Below are 15,258 nucleotides of genomic sequence, written 5' to 3' on the forward strand. Positions count from 1 at the left end.
ACTTAGAAGCGTTTTCTTTGACGGTTTGATGAATTCTTTTTGTGATGACCACTTTTTTTATTGCTATACTTGGTTTTACTTCTCATTAAACTAGAAGCGTCAGACAAGTCTTCTTCTGAATTTTTCAGGTTGATTTTTCCTCCTGAAAGTTCAAACAAATGGTCATAAATTACATCGTCTTCAACCGTATCTTTGTTCCAATTTAGGAAACATTTTTTCATGTGGTTAGCAATGGTATAGGTCAAGGCCTCTTTAAGATCTCCTTCTTCCCAGGTGTTTGCTACATCAATCATGGTTTTTATATTGTTTCCGTAAAAACGATATTTAGGAAAATTTTGCGGGTATTTTAAAGGCTCTGGTCGTTCTTCGAAAAGTTCTTTTGTAGGTTTTTCGTAAGGCGAATCAACGTCTAATTCAAAATTAGACATCATAAATAACTGATCCCAAAGTTTATGCTGGAAGTCGGGAACATCACGTAAATGTGGTTGCATGTTTCCCATAACTGCAATAATAGCCTTAGCTACTTTATTACGTTCTTCTTTTGTTTCACGAGACTTGGCATAGCTAATCATTTTTTGAATATGACGACCATATTCCGGTATAATTAAGTGCTCGCGCTCGGTATTGTATTCTAAATTATCTATTGTCAAAATAAAGTGTGTGAAGTTAAAAATTCTTGCATGTAGTTATTCTGCTAGTGCAAAATACAAAAAAAAACTAAAGGCTAATAACACCCTCTATTTTTTCTGCAACTTCTTTATATTTAGCAATTACAGCATCAGGGTCAGACATACATAAATTTATAGAAACACTGGTGTACTTGCCATTTTTTGAGGCTGTAGTATGTATTACAGCTCCCATATTATTAAAGATATTCTCTAAATCTGAAATTTTAGCGGCTTCTGTTTTTACAATAAATTTATATAAATATTCCGAAGGCCAACTTGCTGTTTCGAATAATTGCTCTCTTAATTTTTTATAAAATTCTTCTGAATTTGAAGGTGTACTCATAATCTTTCTTGTATACTGCAAATATAAGCTTATAATAGTAGAAAGCACATTTTTTATAGGGCAAAAGTAGGCTGTATACAATCTCTACCTTGTGCATTTTTTTTATAACAGTTAAATTCCGAATTTTACAGCTAAAACAGAACAGGGTTGAATACTAAAAGAATTGTGATTACTGGTGGTCCCGGAACGGGGAAATCTTCGTTAATTAACGAATTAATAAGGCGAGGACATACGTGTCTTGAAGAAATATCGCGTCAGGTTATTTTGGAAGCCCAAAAAGAAGGCGTGGATCAATTATTCCTAACAAACCCGTTACTGTTTAGTGAGTTGCTTTTAAAAGGGCGACAACAACAATTTGAAGAAGCTAATACTCACACATCTGATACTATCTTTTTTGATCGTGGTGTGCATGATGTTATTGCTTATATGGATTTTATTGGCGACACCTACCCGAAACATTTTGTTGATGCCTGTGAAAATTTGGTTTACGACACAGTTTTCATTTTAAAACCATGGGAAGCGATTTACACTTCAGATAACGAACGTTACGAAAGTTTCGAACAAGCCTTGCAAATTCACGACCATTTATTAAATACTTACAGTCAGTATAATTACAAATTGATTGATGTACCTTTTGATACGATTGAAAATCGAGCGGATTATATTTTAAGAGCTTTACAAATGTAAATGGAGCATCCCATAAACATATTAGAACGCTATTGGAATTATACGTCTTTCAGACCGCAACAAGAAGCTATTATTAATGCGGTTTTAGAAGGTGAAGATACCTTTGCTCTACTGACAACAGGAGGTGGTAAATCGTTGTGCTTTCAAATTCCGGCTTTAGCTAAAAAAGGCATTTGTATTGTAGTGTCGCCTTTAATTGCTTTAATGAAAGATCAGGTAAAGCAGTTAAATGATAAAGGCATCAAGGCTATGGCCTTAACGAGTGGTATTAGTTACACACAACTAGACACCATGCTCGATAATTGTGTGTACGGAAATTACAAGTTTTTATACTTATCACCAGAACGATTACAACAGGAACTAGTTCAGGAGCGTATCCGCCAAATGAATGTTAATTTAGTTGCTGTTGATGAAGCCCATTGTATTTCGCAGTGGGGAAGCGACTTTAGACCGGCATACAAAAACATTGCTATTTTACGTCAATTACATCCATCGGTTAATGTTATTGCACTAACGGCATCGGCCAAACCAGAGGTAATTGAAGATATAGTAAAAGAATTAGATTTTATTAGTCCTAAAATCTTTAAACAATCGTTTTTTAGAGATAATTTGGGCTATATGGTGTTTCATGAAGAAGATAAATACTATCGACTTCAAACCATTCTTAATAAATATAAGCAACCCTCTATCATTTATGTTCGTAACCGGAAAATGACCTTAGAGGTCAGTTCGTTTTTAGAATCTAAACATATTTCGGCAACTTATTACCACGGCGGGTTACCTACAGATGATAAAGATAAACATATGAACCTATGGTTAAGTGACCAAAAACAGGTTATGGTGGCTACCAATGCATTTGGCATGGGTATAGACAAGCCCAATGTTAAAACGGTGGTGCATTTAAATCTACCTGAGAGTATTGAAAGCTATTTTCAGGAAGCTGGTCGAGCAGGTAGAAATGGCGAAAAAGCCTTCGCTGTTATTTTAAAAAATAAAAGTGATGAAGAACTGGTTAAAAATCAGTTTTTAAAAATATTACCAACTGTTGATTTTGTAAAACAAGTATACCGAAAGTTGTGTAATTATTTTCAAGTATCTTATGGCGAAGGAGAATACATGACATTCGACTTCGATTACAATACCTTTTGTAAAACCTATAATTTTAACGCTATTTTAGCCTATAACGCCCTGTTACTATTAGACCGAAATAGTATTGTTGCACTTTCAAAACAGTTTAAAAATAAAGTGTCAGCTCAGTTCATTATCTCAAGTCCGGCACTTTTTAAATATTTAGAAACACGGAAGAATTACGATATTATTGTAAAGTCCATTTTACGAATGTACGGAGGGATTTTCGATCATGATACAAAAATAAATGTAGCTAAAATTGCAGAGAAAGCTTCGGTTTCAGAGAAACAAATCACTGAAATTTTACTTCAGCTTGAAGCAGATGAAGTTATTACTTTAAATTTGGCCAGAACCGATGCTCAGGTCACTTTTATAGAACCTCGAGAAGATGATAAAACCATTAACAGAGTGGCTTCAATAATCAAACAACAAAACAAATTAAAGGAAGATCAGGTTGATGCAATGCTGGATTACATTAATAACGATTCAATTTGTAAGAGCATACAGTTGCTTTCTTATTTCGGAGAAAAAGAAATTGAGCCCTGTGGTATTTGTTCGGTTTGTATTGCTAACAAGAAAACGCCACAAAAATCACAAGACACTAGTCTTTTAAAACATAAAGTGATTGAGCTGTTACAGGAAAAGGAACAATCGTCACGCGAATTAATTTCAAATTTAAACTGTAATGAAACCGAGTTAAAAAATGTACTTCGTTTATTACTCGAACACGATATAATTAATATTACAAAAACAAATACATATAAATTAAGTCATTTATAAAAGAGGCTTTCTTCATAAATGATTCAAAACAATAAATAGTATACAATGAAAGATTTACGAATTGTATTTATGGGTACCCCGGATTTTGCGGTGGATACTTTAAAAACTTTAGTAGAAAACAATTATAATATAGTAGGTGTTATTACCGCGCCTGATAAACCAGCTGGTCGTGGTAGAAAGCTTCATGAAAGTGCAGTAAAACAATATGCAGTTTCGAAAAACTTGAATGTTTTGCAGCCTACCAATTTAAAAAATGAAGAATTTTTAAATGAATTAAAAGCATTAGAGGCAAATTTACAAGTCGTAGTTGCATTTAGAATGTTACCAAAAGTGGTTTGGCAAATGCCGGAATACGGCACATTCAATCTTCATGCATCATTATTGCCTAATTACCGAGGGGCGGCACCAATAAACTGGGCAATTATAAACGGTGAAAATACAACAGGAGTTTCAACCTTCTTTATTAATGAAGATATCGATACCGGCGACATGATCATGCAAGAATCTATTGATATAGATCCCGAAGAAAATGTTGGAAGCCTTCATGATAAATTAATGACAATTGGTAGCGCTTTGGTTTTAAAAACAGTAAAGTTAATAGCATCCGAAGATGTTACAACGACACCACAGCAGGATACCGCAGAGATTAAAACAGCCTATAAATTAAATCGGGACAACTGTAAAATTAATTGGGAAGCACCGATGAATGATATTTATAACTTAATTCGCGGGCTAAATCCGTATCCCGGAGCCTGGTGTACCTTAGTTAATGGTGAAGAGCATTTAGATGTGAAAATTTACGCTTCAAGCAAAGAACAGGCTGATCATAATTATAATTTAGGAGATGTGGTCGCTTCGAAAAAAGAATTAAAAGTAGCTGTACAAGATGGATACATTAATATAAAGGAGATTAAATTGCCAGGTAAACGCGCTATGGATGTAAAAGCGCTTTTAAATGGTTATGAGTTTCATTCAAATGCTAAAATGCTGTAAAGCCCTGTTAATACTGATATTTCGAAAACATCGACAAAAAACATCTTTGTTATTAACAAATGACAGAAGTTATCAACAAAACTTGGCATTTCCCTTGCTATTACTTGCATTATTGAGATATCCGTATAAATTTGTAGTAGGATTTAACACAAACGTTTAACCAATTTATTAATAATTAAATTTTACATTATGAACAAAACAGATTTAATCGATGCGATGGCAGAACATGCTGGAATTACTAAGGCTGCAGCAAAAAAGGCTTTAGAATGTGCACTAATTGAAATTGAAGGAGCTTTACAAAAAGGTAACAGAGTTTCTTTAGTAGGATTTGGTTCTTGGTCAGTTTCGAAAAGAGCAGCTAGAGAAGGTAGAAACCCACAAACTGGAGAGACTATCAAAATCAAAGCTAAAAACATTGTAAAGTTTAAAGCTGGTTCAGATTTATCAGACGCAGTAAACTAATTAGAATTACAACATTAATATTGAAAATGCCTTCAAAATTTGAAGGCATTTTTTATATATAAACCTAAAGTGTTGCATTTTTAATAAATAAATGTTAGATTTAGATTACTAATTCATCGATAGTATGATTACAATCCAACCAAAAAAAGGAAATCTGTTAATCGCTGAACCTGCTATAATTGGCGACGTTTCTTTCAATCGATCTATTGTGTTATTAGCAGAACACTCTCAGGAAGGGTCTGTGGGGTTTATTTTAAATAAACCTTTAGACTACAGTATCAACGACTTGGTGCCAGAAGTAGAGGCTAATTTTAGAGTCTACAATGGCGGACCTGTAGAACAGGATAACCTGTATTTTATACATAGAATACCCGATTTAATTCCCGATAGTGTTGAAATTTCACTGGGTATCTATTGGGGTGGAGATTTTACCAAAGTCGCCGAATTAATTTCATCAAACAGTATAAAGGAAGACGAAATACGATTTTTTCTTGGCTATTCGGGCTGGGCAGCTCACCAATTGGACGACGAATTAAAATCGAATTCCTGGTTGGTTACTGAGAATGTCTACAAAAATGAAATTATAGGTAAAGATTACGAATCATTCTGGAAAGAAAAAATGCTGGAATTCGGAGATGAATACAGCATTTGGTCTAACGCTCCAGAAAATCCAAACTACAATTAACTTAACCTGATTTTTACGTTTAATTTCTGTAAAATTGTTTTAGCTACTTCATTACCAAACGTTTTCTTACGGTATTTTGATACTGGTATAATTCCTGAAATTACGTTAGTAATAAAAATTTCATCAGATTTTTGAAGTTCAAATGGTGATACCGATTCTTCAATTAATTCATAATCTTCTAAAGTCTTAATAGCATCTATAATCTGTTTGCGCATTACACCTTTCAAACAGCCGTCGCTAAGCGGAGGCGTTTTAATAGTATTTCCTTTTACTAAAAATACATTTCCATTAAGTGCTTCAACCACATGTTTATTGGTATTTAAAATTAAACAATTATTTAAATTGTTCTCATTGGCGTAAATACTACCAACCACATGTAAAGCCTTGTTATTTGTTTTTAGGGTAGACAATAAACTTGGAGAAATATAGTAATCTTTAAATAAATCTACTTCGTAAAATCCTTCGCTTAATTGGTAAAACTCGTCTTCTAATTGTTTTACAGAAATATTGAAACCAATTGCATTGGTTTGAGGTAAATATAGTCCGCCTTCATTTCTGTGCACCATAAGTTTTACACGAGCTGACGCAGCTGATAAATTATTTGCTTTTAAGGTGTTTTGAATTTGATCTTCTAAAAATTCCATGGTAAAATTCATTGGAATTTCCATACGCATAATGCGCATTGAGGCCATTAACCTGAAATAGTGATCTTCCCAAAATAATAATTTTCCATGAGAAGCTTTAATAGTTTCAAAAAGCGCATCGCCGAAAGCATAACCTCTGTTTTGTGTTGAAAGAATATTGGTTTCTGCTAAAATATTTCCGTTGTAATTTGTCATAAAAAAATACCCTGTCCTCTTTTTTTAGAGAACAGGGCACAAATATAATTGAAATATATTATTTAGCGATTATGCAGATCCTAATACCTGCTTTAAACTAGAAATTTGATTATCCCAAAGCATTTTTGCTTCGTCAACCTCATCTTCTTCGGCGAAATCGGTTACGATTAAAGACACATCTTTAGTAATTTCATCTACTTGTATTTTAATTTCAAAATAAGATGTTGTGTCTTCTTCGTCATTCAGCCATCTGAATTTTACACGCTCACCACTTTTTTTACTAAGTAGCTTCGCTTTTTCTTCACTACCATCCCAAATAAAAGTAAATAATTCACCACGAGAATTTACATTATCAGAGAACCATTCTGATAAACCAGAGGGCGTGGAGATGTATTGGAATAATAATTGAGGGGAAGCGTGTATTGAGAATTCTATTTCAAATTTAATTTTATCGTCCATAAAGTACTATTAAAAAATTATTTAGCCCAATATATACATTAATTAAGACCTGTGATAATATTTTTTAATAATATTTTTTTTCATTTTGTGTTTGTGTGAATGAATAATGTTTCTATATTTGCACCCACAAAACGGCGAGGTAGCTCAGTTGGTTAGAGCGTCGGATTCATAACCCGGAGGTCGCGGGATCGTGCCCCGCTCTCGCTACAAAATGTAATCAATTCAAAACTAACGGTTTAACCTTTGTTAAACCGTTTTTTTATGTTTACATCTAAACAAATCCTTACATTTGCATACGAAAGTGAATACGAAACTGCATACGATTTGTCCCAAAAAAAGAATTTCACAGCTCCTAAAATTTACACTGCAAAAGGTGATTTAAGTAAACGTTGGTACGTTTATTTTTCATTTCGAAATCCAAAAACAGGAAAATTAAAACGTGTTACTCCCTTCTATGGCGATGTCAATAAGTATAAAACCAAAGAAGAACGCATGGAAGCCTTAACGATTTACAGAAAGACGTTAATAAAACTTCTAAAACTAGGTTATAACCCTTTTCAAGATAACACGGAATTATACAACAAATTAAATTCTAAAAAGGAGACTTCAGAAACCAATACGAAAAGCATAAATAATACTAAAGCAGGAGAAAAGAAAACCGAATTGATAGAAGCTAATGGTATGCCTATTAAAGAAGCTTTTGAATTTTCTCTAAATATAAAACGACAATTATTAAGTAAAACAACTACCAGAGGGTACCAAAACCGTGTTGATTCATTTCTAAAATGGTTGGATGAAAATGCACCAGGACTAAAAAATGTTAATCAACTTAATAAAAAAGTCGTTTCCGCTTTTTTAAATGACACTCTACAACGAACCAGTGCGCGTAACAGAAACAATTATCGTACTGATCTTAGTAGTTTGATGCAGGTTTTAGAGGATAACGATATTATTGAAGTAAATTTTATTAAGAAAATACCTGTTTTAAAGTCTACACCTGAAAGGAATAAAACCTATTCTTTAGAAATTCAGGAAGCCATTTTTAAGCACTTACAGGTTAATGATCCTATACTATTACTGTATATTAAGTTTATATCTTACAATTTTTTAAGACCTATTGAAGTTTGTCGATTAAAAGTTAAGAATATTGATATTGCCAATCGAACCATTCAATTTAAGGCTAAAAATAGTCCATTAAAAACTAAAATTATTCCCGAAATACTGTGGAATGATTTACCTGATTTATCAACTTTAGATAAAGAAGCGATGCTATTTACACCGGATAAAATTGGAGCCGAATGGGATACCGATATCAATAACAAAAGAAATTACTTTTCAAAACGCTTTAAAAAGGTAGTGAAGGATCATTTCAATCTAGGTGCAGATTATGGATTATATAGTTTTAGGCACACTTATATTACTAAACTCTACAGAGCGCTAGTGAAAGAATCATCGCCTTTCGAAGCTAAAAGTAAATTAATGCTCATAACAGGACATACCACGATGACTGCTCTCGAAAAGTATCTAAGAGATATTGACGCCGAATTACCAGAAGATTATTCAGAAATGCTAAAAACCGCACATGAATAGAACCGAATTACAAGAAACTTATCTTGAGCTACTAAAACATTTGTGGGTTGAATTTGTGTTCTACATTCCAGATACACCAATATTTATAGAAGCACTAAAACATATTGACTTGTTTACGAATAAGCGTCATTTTAATACTGTTTTTGTACTCGATTATTACAAAGGTCCTATCTTTTTAAAGGAGGATCGTGATAATTCAAAAACCATACTAAAAAATGCAGCTTTAGAACAAAACATATTTGAATTACTTAAGAAAAGGGGAGAGCTAGAAACTTATGAGTTTAACTATATTTTAGAAAAGTATTTAGAGCAAATAGAAGCCTTATCCTATATTGCAAATTGGTTGGCTGAAAACCTTATAACTTTCATTAAATATGATAGTAATATTTCAGGCCTTTTTAAATTACAGCAAACCAACTACCAAGCACATCTCAATACGTTTATTCAACATTTTAGTTCAAAAAAAGGTATAGGAAAAGACCATAATCCTGACCTTGAAAATTTACTTAAAGCCCATTACACCAATTTAAAAAATGTAATATCTAAAGGGCAAAAGGTAGAGTTGAATAGTAGTTTACAAGAGGATAAATTAACAGATACAGAAACCACGCAGAACACCACAAAAATACGCTCTAAAATCAAAAAACAACCACTTATTAGTCAGGATGAAGCAGAAATAAGTATATTAAAAAGTGTTTTTAAAGTTGGTGGTTAAAATAGAAAAGTTGTATTTATACGTGAATTAAACGTTTAATTTACGTATAAATATGAAAAACACTGAAATTTGCCAACACTGTGGTGGTGATTACATCCCAAAAAGACGTGGTACTCAAAAATTTTGTAGCAACTCTTGTAGAAGCAGATATTGGTATGAAAAACAGCCGCAAAATAAAGTCTCAAAGAAAAATAATTTGCCGCAAATTTCTGAAGAAAACTTACCAACTACTGAAGTTAAACCAGCATCTAATCCTCAAGAAGAAAAAATGAATTTTGCTGGAGTTGGTAATGCTGCTGCTGGAGCGGCAATAGTAGAAATTGGGAAAAAAATGTTTACTTCTACACAAAATAGACCAGCTACTAAAAAAGATATTCAAGAATTAAAAGATCTGCTTACTACTAGATATTTTCCAATTCATAACCTACCATATGATCAGTTAGGAAAAGCACCTTATTTTGATATAGAAACTGGTCATGTTGAGTATTTTCACATGAACAATGAGTAAGTCTAGCCAATATGATCCTGTCACTGGATTAAAATTTAATTTTCTGTATTTTGTTCTGTCTTTATCAAAAAAACACCATTCATAAACAAATAAATAGTAGACCAGCATAAAAAAAAAATGAACAAATAGTTGAATGATTACTTTGTTAGTTTAAGGTTATCCATGTGTAATTTGGAGTTAGTAGTAAGTTGTAATTCCAAATCTTAATTGTTTTAGAGACGTTTAAAAAACTCGATTTACTTCTTTTGCATGTATGCTATAGTGTATTCCTTCCGACTTTCCAAAAGGAAAGTCTTCTTAAATTGACTATCTTAGTTTAATAACACGAACATATAAACAAATTGTTAGAGTGCATTTAGCAGGAGCCGTCTTTTATTAATGTTTGTAAGCATCACCATCATGAGTGCGATATATTAACAATTGTATGAATTTATTCTATAAACTAAATACAAACAAAAAACTAAGTGACTTACAAAGAATCACATACTTTAATTCTTAACAATATAGCAAGGTTTATCGATTTAACTGAGGTTGAAAAACAGAAATATATTTCTTTGCTTACGGAAATAAAGGTTAAGAAGAAAACATTTTTAATACAGGCGGGTGAAATTGCTAGATATGAGTACTTCATTACAAAAGGCTGCCTAAAAGTGTATACTTTAGACGAAGAGGGGGTGCCTCATATCTCTATGTTTGCAGTTGAAGATTATTGGACAGGTGACATGGCTAGTTTTATGACCAAAGAACCAACGCGATATTTTATAAGAGCTACTGAGCATTCCGAATTATTAGGAATCTCCCGAGCCAATTATGATTTACTTTTTCGAGAAATACCAAAATTAGAGCGATTCTATCGAATCTTATATCAAAGATCACTTATAAGTTACATACGGCGTTCTAATCATGGAATATCTTTGACCGCTGAAGAACGCTATCTTGCTTTCAAAAAGAAATACCCAAAAATTGTCAATAGAATTACCCAAAAAGACTTAGCAGGGTACATTGGCATTACGCCAGAATTTATGAGTAAAATTATTACTAAAGTTAATAGAACGTAAAAGCCTTAAACTAGTTCATTTTTTTTCATGTGCTTCTGTCGGAATTTTGAAGCATGAAAAAAATAATAATCATTACATCATTTTTAACAATTGGTTTTGCAAACTATTTGCAGGCGCAATTTACACAAGTAGAAATATTTTCTGGCTTTGATAAAACTGAGTTTACGCTGTATTCCAGCGCCCCTATTAATAATGAAAATACTCTTAGTATTGCTACCCTCGCTTTTTTTCAAAAATTCAATAAAAAGGAGAATGTGGGTTTTAATGAGGCAGGAGTTCAACCAACTTTATTTTGGAACATTCATAAGAATGTTTCCATTGGGTCTTCTTTATATTACAACAGTGTTGCAGGATATTCGCAACGATTATCAGTAAAATTCACGCTAAAAAATTCACGAATATTATTTATCGTTATTCCCACAGTTGCCCATTCTGAGCAAACTGAGACTAGCTATGCTGAAGCCTTTGTTCAGTTTCAGTTCAACACTCCCATAAATAACAAAGTATCTCTTTGGTTAAGTGGACAGTTTTTAACGGTGTGGGATGAATTCAAGAGGCATTCAAGAAGTTTTCAGCAATGGCGCGCTGGCGTATCATTCAATGGGCACCAATTCGGTTTTGGGCTAGACTTTGACCAATATGGGCCTAAGCCTGTAGAAAAATCATCTTTCGGTGCGTATTACCGAAAAACATTATAAACAATTTTAAATCTTAAACATTATGAAAAATTTAGTACAAGTTTCACATTGGGTAGCATATGGATATTTAATTTATGCATTTGGCTATGCAAGTCTTTTTAAAGTTTTCCAAAAACAAAGTATGATGGAAAACATGAACAATTTTGGTTTCGGGAAAATATGGACTTTATTTATTGGTTATGGCGAATTGTTGGGAGTAGTTGGTTTGGTTGTTGGGTTTTGGATTCATCAAGTCAAAAACGTATCAACTTTATGGTTATTGCCCTTCGCAATTGGTGCATTGATAACTCATTTCGCACATAACGATTATGAATACTTTTATACAGCTTTATATTGTTGTATTGCTAGCATGGTTATACTTGTTACAGATAAAAATTTCAAAGTAATAGTATAGTCATTAGGTTTCCGAGGTTTTAAAGTAACGACGGTTTTTAAGTGAACTGATTTGGTAATCAATCAGGCGAAGGTTATTAATATTCTATACTAGTAATTGGTCTTGATAGACCATTTTGATAAATGGTAGTGGAAAATGGTGAATTTATAATTTAATCTTTAAAAAACAGTAATAATGAAAAAAATAATCACAGTTGCAGGAAGTAATAGTCAAAAATCTATAAATAAAAGTTTAATAACATATACCGCGGGTTTGTTGGATAATTTCGAAATTATTTCAATCGACTTAAACGATTATGTGTTGCCTATTTATGGTGCAGATTTTGAGGCTGAAAATGGTATTCCAAGAGCAGTTAAAAGACTTGACGAGTTATTAGATACTGCCGATGGATTTATAGTATCTCTTGCAGAACACAATGGAAGTTATTCAGCGGTGTTCAAAAATATTTTGGACTGGTTATCTCGAGTAAACATGAAAATATGGAAAGAAAAACCTATGTTGTTAATGGCGGCCTCACCGGGAGGTCGAGGTGGCGCAAGTGTATTACAATCTGCAAACGCATACTTTCCATTTATGGGGGCCACTATCACAGATACATTTTCACTGCCCTCGTTCTTTGATAAATTCGATAACGATGAAATCAAAGATGAAAATTTGAAAGCGGACATTCAAACTAAGGTTAATAAATTTCAAAAAACAATTAAATAATACAATTATGCCACACTTTATAATAGACTGTTCAAAGCAAATTTTAGAACAAAAGTCACCAGAAGATATCATGCAAAAAGTGTATGATGCTGCAAAGTCAACCAGATTATTTCTGCCGGAAGAAATAAAAGTACGTATTAATTCTTTTGAATATTACAATACCGGAAACACAAAGGACAACTTTATACATGTCTTCGGCAATATTATGCAGGGTCGAAGCGAAGGTCAAAAGGCTAACCTATCAAAAATAATTATTACTAAACTGAAATCAATATTTCCTGAAATTCCTATCATTTCTATGAACATAAGAGATTTTGAGAAAGCTACATATTTTAACAAGGAAATGATTTAAAACCAAATTATTGATTACAAAGTATAAAATCAAAAGCGGTTTAAGAATAGACTTGAACCGTTTTTATGTTAAATAAAGTATCTTGCTCAAGAAAAATAATAGTAATTAATCCTCCTCCGCTCCGGTACAAAACTATCAGGGATAATGACCGAACTATAAAACTTCAAAGAATGAAATTACCTGACAAGAATAGAATTTTTCCTCTTAAAAACTATAAAAGACTGTGTGTTCTTAAAAGCATTATTCCGAACCCAAATATTATTTTAGAAGATTATACCTGTTACTATGATTTTGAAAATGTAGAAATTTTACAATAGCAAGCTGAAGACCAGGAATGTTTCTTTCAGTCATTTTTGTTTTAATGAAGTCATCTATTTTAGTCGTTTGACAATATGCTGTTATTGATACTAAAAAAGTAAGTAGTAATAAGAAGTTTTTCATTGTTAATTGGCTTTACTTTTCAACGATTGAAGTTCTTTTTTGTTACCGCGTATATTGGTAAATAATGGTAATTAATTCTTCTATTACTTAAAAGTTGTTGATTAACCTTCGTAGTATTAAAAAGTATTTTTAAATTCATCCTATGAAAATCCCTGACGCAAATACAACTTTTCCGCTAGAGCATTACAACAAGCTTTGCTATTTAAAGAATATTATTAAAAATCCTAATATCATTGTTGGTGACTACACGTATTATGATGATTTTGAAGATGTTCAGAATTTTGAGAACAACGTAAAATACCACTTTGATTTTATTGGAGATAAACTAATTATTGGAAAGTTCTGTATGATAGCTTCAGGCGTTACTTTTATTATGAATGGAGGAAATCATCTTACTGAGGCAATAACTACATATCCTTTTGCCGTATTTGGTGGAGATTGGCTGAATGCCATGGAAGGAAAAAGTTATCCAAGTAAGGGAGACACAGTTATTGGTAATGATGTTTGGATTGGACATGATGCGACGATTATGCCGGGAGTGACGATAGGAGATGGCGCTATTATTGCTACCAAATCTGTAGTAACTAAAGATGTTGAACCATATACCATTGTGGGCGGAAACCCTGCAAAAGCTATACGAAAACGTTTTGATGACAATAAGATTAACCAACTTTTAGAATTACAGTGGTGGCATTGGAGTATTGAAAAGATTACCAAAAATGTACAGCTATTAACAGGCAAAGACCTAGGTAAATTAATGGAATAATATTATGCCCTTTGTTTCTTCTTCAATTTATAAAAAAGCATTACAACTTGTCATAAGTGAAGGATTGTCAACTGAGTTATTGGGTAACCATTACCCTTTAAAGCAGACTGATGCTTATGTACCGATGACATCGCTTTTGGATGTATATGAGCTTGCCGAAGAACACTTATTACCAAATTTTGGGTTACGACAAGGAAAACAATTAAATTCTAATGATTATGGTACCTTAGGTTTGTCATGGAAGACTTGTTTACAGGCTATAGATGTTTTACGCAATGTTAAGCGTTACATGGTTTTAGTGACTAATGATGGAAGTATTGACTTAAGTGAAAACACGTCTACAATTACTTTAACTTTAGACCGAGATGTTTACCGAAAAGGAGTTAAAACTACTATCGAGGTGCCTTTTGTAATGTTACTTGAAGTCATAAATGAAGTAACAGGAAAAAAAATAAATCCAATAGAGGTTTGTTTTAAACATGATAGTTCTAATCTAGAAGATTTTATCGCCTATTTCGGTTGCCATGTGAAATCAAATGCCAGAGTAAACTCAATAAAGTTTGATTCGAAAACACTTCAAATAGCCACTCTTAAAGCTGATCGATTTATCCACGATTTCCTAACCCAGCGTATGGAGGAGGAAAAGAAAAAGCTATCCCAAAAAGAGGATGAGCTTACTGAAGAAATCAATACAATTCTCAAGGAATCGATGGCAAGTGGTATTCCAAGTTTAACTCAGATTGGTGACTATTTAGGAATTAGTGGTAGAACGCTAAAACGAAGACTTTCCGACCGTAATTTAACTTTTAGGGATTTAGTTCAAAAGAACCGAGAACAAACAGCTATTGAATTATTATCTCAAACCTCACAATCTATTGGAGAAATTGCCTTTCTAACAGGCTTTTCTGAACAAAGTGCATTCAACAGGGCATTTAAAAAATGGACCGGTCAAACACCAAATCAATACCGTAAGGCCAATTAATA

Annotated in this window: 19 protein-coding genes and 1 tRNA gene; 16 read left to right on the forward strand and 4 right to left on the reverse strand. The window is 32.7% G+C overall.

The window, feature by feature from the left end; genetic code table 11:
- Positions 1 to 2: 2 nt before the first annotated feature.
- Positions 3 to 650, reverse strand: a complete 648-nt coding sequence (locus tag RBH94_RS11890) for a DUF4290 domain-containing protein (protein ID WP_188221739.1) — start codon at positions 648 to 650, stop codon at positions 3 to 5.
- Positions 651 to 717: 67 nt separating this feature from the next.
- A complete protein-coding gene (locus tag RBH94_RS11895; protein WP_307881095.1) occupies positions 718 to 1,011 on the reverse strand; it encodes a DUF493 family protein in 294 nt (97 codons plus the stop codon).
- A 147-nt stretch (positions 1,012 to 1,158) separates the two neighbouring features.
- Between RBH94_RS11895 and RBH94_RS11900 the strand changes: the two genes are divergently transcribed.
- The 5 genes from RBH94_RS11900 to RBH94_RS11920 all read left to right on the forward strand — a co-directional run bounded on the left by RBH94_RS11900 (position 1,159) and on the right by RBH94_RS11920 (position 5,746).
- A complete protein-coding gene (locus RBH94_RS11900) occupies positions 1,159 to 1,698 on the forward strand; it encodes an ATP-binding protein (protein ID WP_307881096.1) in 540 nt (179 codons plus the stop codon).
- On the forward strand, positions 1,699 to 3,606 hold the full coding sequence (locus tag RBH94_RS11905) for an ATP-dependent DNA helicase RecQ (RefSeq protein ID WP_307881097.1): 1,908 nt from the start codon (positions 1,699 to 1,701) through the stop codon (positions 3,604 to 3,606). It abuts the gene before it with no gap.
- A 45-nt stretch (positions 3,607 to 3,651) separates the two neighbouring features.
- Entirely contained in the window at positions 3,652 to 4,599 is a 948-nt protein-coding gene (fmt, locus tag RBH94_RS11910) for a methionyl-tRNA formyltransferase (RefSeq protein WP_307881098.1), read from the forward strand.
- Between the two features lie 189 nt (positions 4,600 to 4,788).
- Positions 4,789 to 5,061: an HU family DNA-binding protein gene (locus RBH94_RS11915; RefSeq protein WP_188221734.1), complete on the forward strand. Its 273-nt coding sequence runs from the start codon at positions 4,789 to 4,791 to the stop codon at positions 5,059 to 5,061.
- A 124-nt stretch (positions 5,062 to 5,185) separates the two neighbouring features.
- A complete protein-coding gene (locus tag RBH94_RS11920) occupies positions 5,186 to 5,746 on the forward strand; it encodes a YqgE/AlgH family protein (RefSeq protein WP_188221733.1) in 561 nt (186 codons plus the stop codon).
- Here RBH94_RS11920 and RBH94_RS11925 read toward each other — a convergent pair.
- Together RBH94_RS11925 and RBH94_RS11930 are read right to left on the reverse strand one after the other, a co-directional pair.
- A complete protein-coding gene (locus RBH94_RS11925; RefSeq protein ID WP_307881099.1) occupies positions 5,743 to 6,585 on the reverse strand; it encodes an aminotransferase class IV in 843 nt (280 codons plus the stop codon). The two genes, RBH94_RS11920 and RBH94_RS11925, sit on opposite strands and share 4 nt — an antisense overlap.
- Before the next feature lie 69 nt (positions 6,586 to 6,654).
- Positions 6,655 to 7,044: an START-like domain-containing protein gene (locus RBH94_RS11930; protein WP_188221731.1), complete on the reverse strand. Its 390-nt coding sequence runs from the start codon at positions 7,042 to 7,044 to the stop codon at positions 6,655 to 6,657.
- Between the two features lie 133 nt (positions 7,045 to 7,177).
- Here RBH94_RS11930 and RBH94_RS11935 point away from each other — a divergent pair.
- The 11 genes from RBH94_RS11935 to RBH94_RS11985 all read left to right on the forward strand — a co-directional run bounded on the left by RBH94_RS11935 (position 7,178) and on the right by RBH94_RS11985 (position 15,256).
- A tRNA-Met gene (locus RBH94_RS11935) sits at positions 7,178 to 7,251 on the forward strand.
- A gap of 54 nt (positions 7,252 to 7,305) precedes the next feature.
- Positions 7,306 to 8,634, forward strand: coding sequence for a site-specific integrase (locus RBH94_RS11940; protein ID WP_307881100.1), 1,329 nt, complete (start codon positions 7,306 to 7,308; stop codon positions 8,632 to 8,634).
- Positions 8,627 to 9,349: a hypothetical protein gene (locus RBH94_RS11945; protein ID WP_307881101.1), complete on the forward strand. Its 723-nt coding sequence runs from the start codon at positions 8,627 to 8,629 to the stop codon at positions 9,347 to 9,349. The genes RBH94_RS11940 and RBH94_RS11945 overlap by 8 nt, the downstream gene beginning before the upstream one ends.
- Positions 9,350 to 9,401: 52 nt before the next feature.
- Positions 9,402 to 9,857: a hypothetical protein gene (locus RBH94_RS11950; RefSeq protein WP_307881102.1), complete on the forward strand. Its 456-nt coding sequence runs from the start codon at positions 9,402 to 9,404 to the stop codon at positions 9,855 to 9,857.
- 464 nt (positions 9,858 to 10,321) lie between these two features.
- Positions 10,322 to 10,915 carry a Crp/Fnr family transcriptional regulator gene (locus tag RBH94_RS11955; protein ID WP_307881103.1) on the forward strand — a complete coding sequence of 198 codons (594 nt, stop codon included), beginning with the start codon at positions 10,322 to 10,324 and terminating at the stop codon, positions 10,913 to 10,915.
- A gap of 53 nt (positions 10,916 to 10,968) precedes the next feature.
- A complete protein-coding gene (locus RBH94_RS11960; protein ID WP_307881104.1) occupies positions 10,969 to 11,613 on the forward strand; it encodes a hypothetical protein in 645 nt (214 codons plus the stop codon).
- A gap of 22 nt (positions 11,614 to 11,635) precedes the next feature.
- Complete coding sequence (locus RBH94_RS11965; RefSeq protein ID WP_307881105.1) at positions 11,636 to 12,007, forward strand: DoxX family protein; 372 nt, start codon at positions 11,636 to 11,638, stop codon at positions 12,005 to 12,007.
- A gap of 174 nt (positions 12,008 to 12,181) precedes the next feature.
- Positions 12,182 to 12,715, forward strand: a complete 534-nt coding sequence (locus RBH94_RS11970; protein ID WP_307881106.1) for an NADPH-dependent FMN reductase — start codon at positions 12,182 to 12,184, stop codon at positions 12,713 to 12,715.
- A gap of 7 nt (positions 12,716 to 12,722) precedes the next feature.
- Positions 12,723 to 13,067 carry a 5-carboxymethyl-2-hydroxymuconate Delta-isomerase gene (locus RBH94_RS11975; RefSeq protein ID WP_307881107.1) on the forward strand — a complete coding sequence of 115 codons (345 nt, stop codon included), beginning with the start codon at positions 12,723 to 12,725 and terminating at the stop codon, positions 13,065 to 13,067.
- 583 nt (positions 13,068 to 13,650) lie between these two features.
- The gene (locus RBH94_RS11980; protein ID WP_307881108.1) at positions 13,651 to 14,274 is read left to right on the forward strand and encodes a CatB-related O-acetyltransferase; all 624 of its coding nucleotides are present in this window, start codon (positions 13,651 to 13,653) and stop codon (positions 14,272 to 14,274) included.
- 4 nt (positions 14,275 to 14,278) lie between these two features.
- Positions 14,279 to 15,256, forward strand: coding sequence for an AraC family transcriptional regulator (locus RBH94_RS11985; protein ID WP_307881109.1), 978 nt, complete (start codon positions 14,279 to 14,281; stop codon positions 15,254 to 15,256).
- Positions 15,257 to 15,258: the final 2 nt, after the last annotated feature.

Source organism: Aestuariibaculum sp. YM273 (genome assembly GCF_030908365.1).
GTDB classification, from domain to species: Bacteria; Bacteroidota; Bacteroidia; order Flavobacteriales; family Flavobacteriaceae; genus Aestuariibaculum; species Aestuariibaculum marinum.

Excerpts from the sequence above, each read along its gene's own strand:
- RBH94_RS11945 (WP_307881101.1), top strand. The coding sequence starts at position 8,627 with ATGAATAGAACCGAATTACAAGAAACTTATCTTGAGCTACTAAAACAT.
- RBH94_RS11980 (WP_307881108.1), top strand. The coding sequence starts at position 13,651 with ATGAAAATCCCTGACGCAAATACAACTTTTCCGCTAGAGCATTACAAC.
- RBH94_RS11915 (WP_188221734.1), top strand. The coding sequence starts at position 4,789 with ATGAACAAAACAGATTTAATCGATGCGATGGCAGAACATGCTGGAATT.
- RBH94_RS11905 (WP_307881097.1), top strand. The coding sequence starts at position 1,699 with ATGGAGCATCCCATAAACATATTAGAACGCTATTGGAATTATACGTCT.
- RBH94_RS11925 (WP_307881099.1), bottom strand. The coding sequence starts at position 6,585 with ATGACAAATTACAACGGAAATATTTTAGCAGAAACCAATATTCTTTCA.
- RBH94_RS11940 (WP_307881100.1), top strand. The coding sequence starts at position 7,306 with ATGTTTACATCTAAACAAATCCTTACATTTGCATACGAAAGTGAATAC.
- fmt (WP_307881098.1), top strand. The coding sequence starts at position 3,652 with ATGAAAGATTTACGAATTGTATTTATGGGTACCCCGGATTTTGCGGTG.
- RBH94_RS11930 (WP_188221731.1), bottom strand. The coding sequence starts at position 7,044 with ATGGACGATAAAATTAAATTTGAAATAGAATTCTCAATACACGCTTCC.
- RBH94_RS11950 (WP_307881102.1), top strand. The coding sequence starts at position 9,402 with ATGAAAAACACTGAAATTTGCCAACACTGTGGTGGTGATTACATCCCA.
- RBH94_RS11920 (WP_188221733.1), top strand. The coding sequence starts at position 5,186 with ATGATTACAATCCAACCAAAAAAAGGAAATCTGTTAATCGCTGAACCT.
- RBH94_RS11965 (WP_307881105.1), top strand. The coding sequence starts at position 11,636 with ATGAAAAATTTAGTACAAGTTTCACATTGGGTAGCATATGGATATTTA.
- RBH94_RS11970 (WP_307881106.1), top strand. The coding sequence starts at position 12,182 with ATGAAAAAAATAATCACAGTTGCAGGAAGTAATAGTCAAAAATCTATA.
- RBH94_RS11975 (WP_307881107.1), top strand. The coding sequence starts at position 12,723 with ATGCCACACTTTATAATAGACTGTTCAAAGCAAATTTTAGAACAAAAG.
- RBH94_RS11985 (WP_307881109.1), top strand. The coding sequence starts at position 14,279 with ATGCCCTTTGTTTCTTCTTCAATTTATAAAAAAGCATTACAACTTGTC.
- RBH94_RS11895 (WP_307881095.1), bottom strand. The coding sequence starts at position 1,011 with ATGAGTACACCTTCAAATTCAGAAGAATTTTATAAAAAATTAAGAGAG.
- RBH94_RS11960 (WP_307881104.1), top strand. The coding sequence starts at position 10,969 with ATGAAAAAAATAATAATCATTACATCATTTTTAACAATTGGTTTTGCA.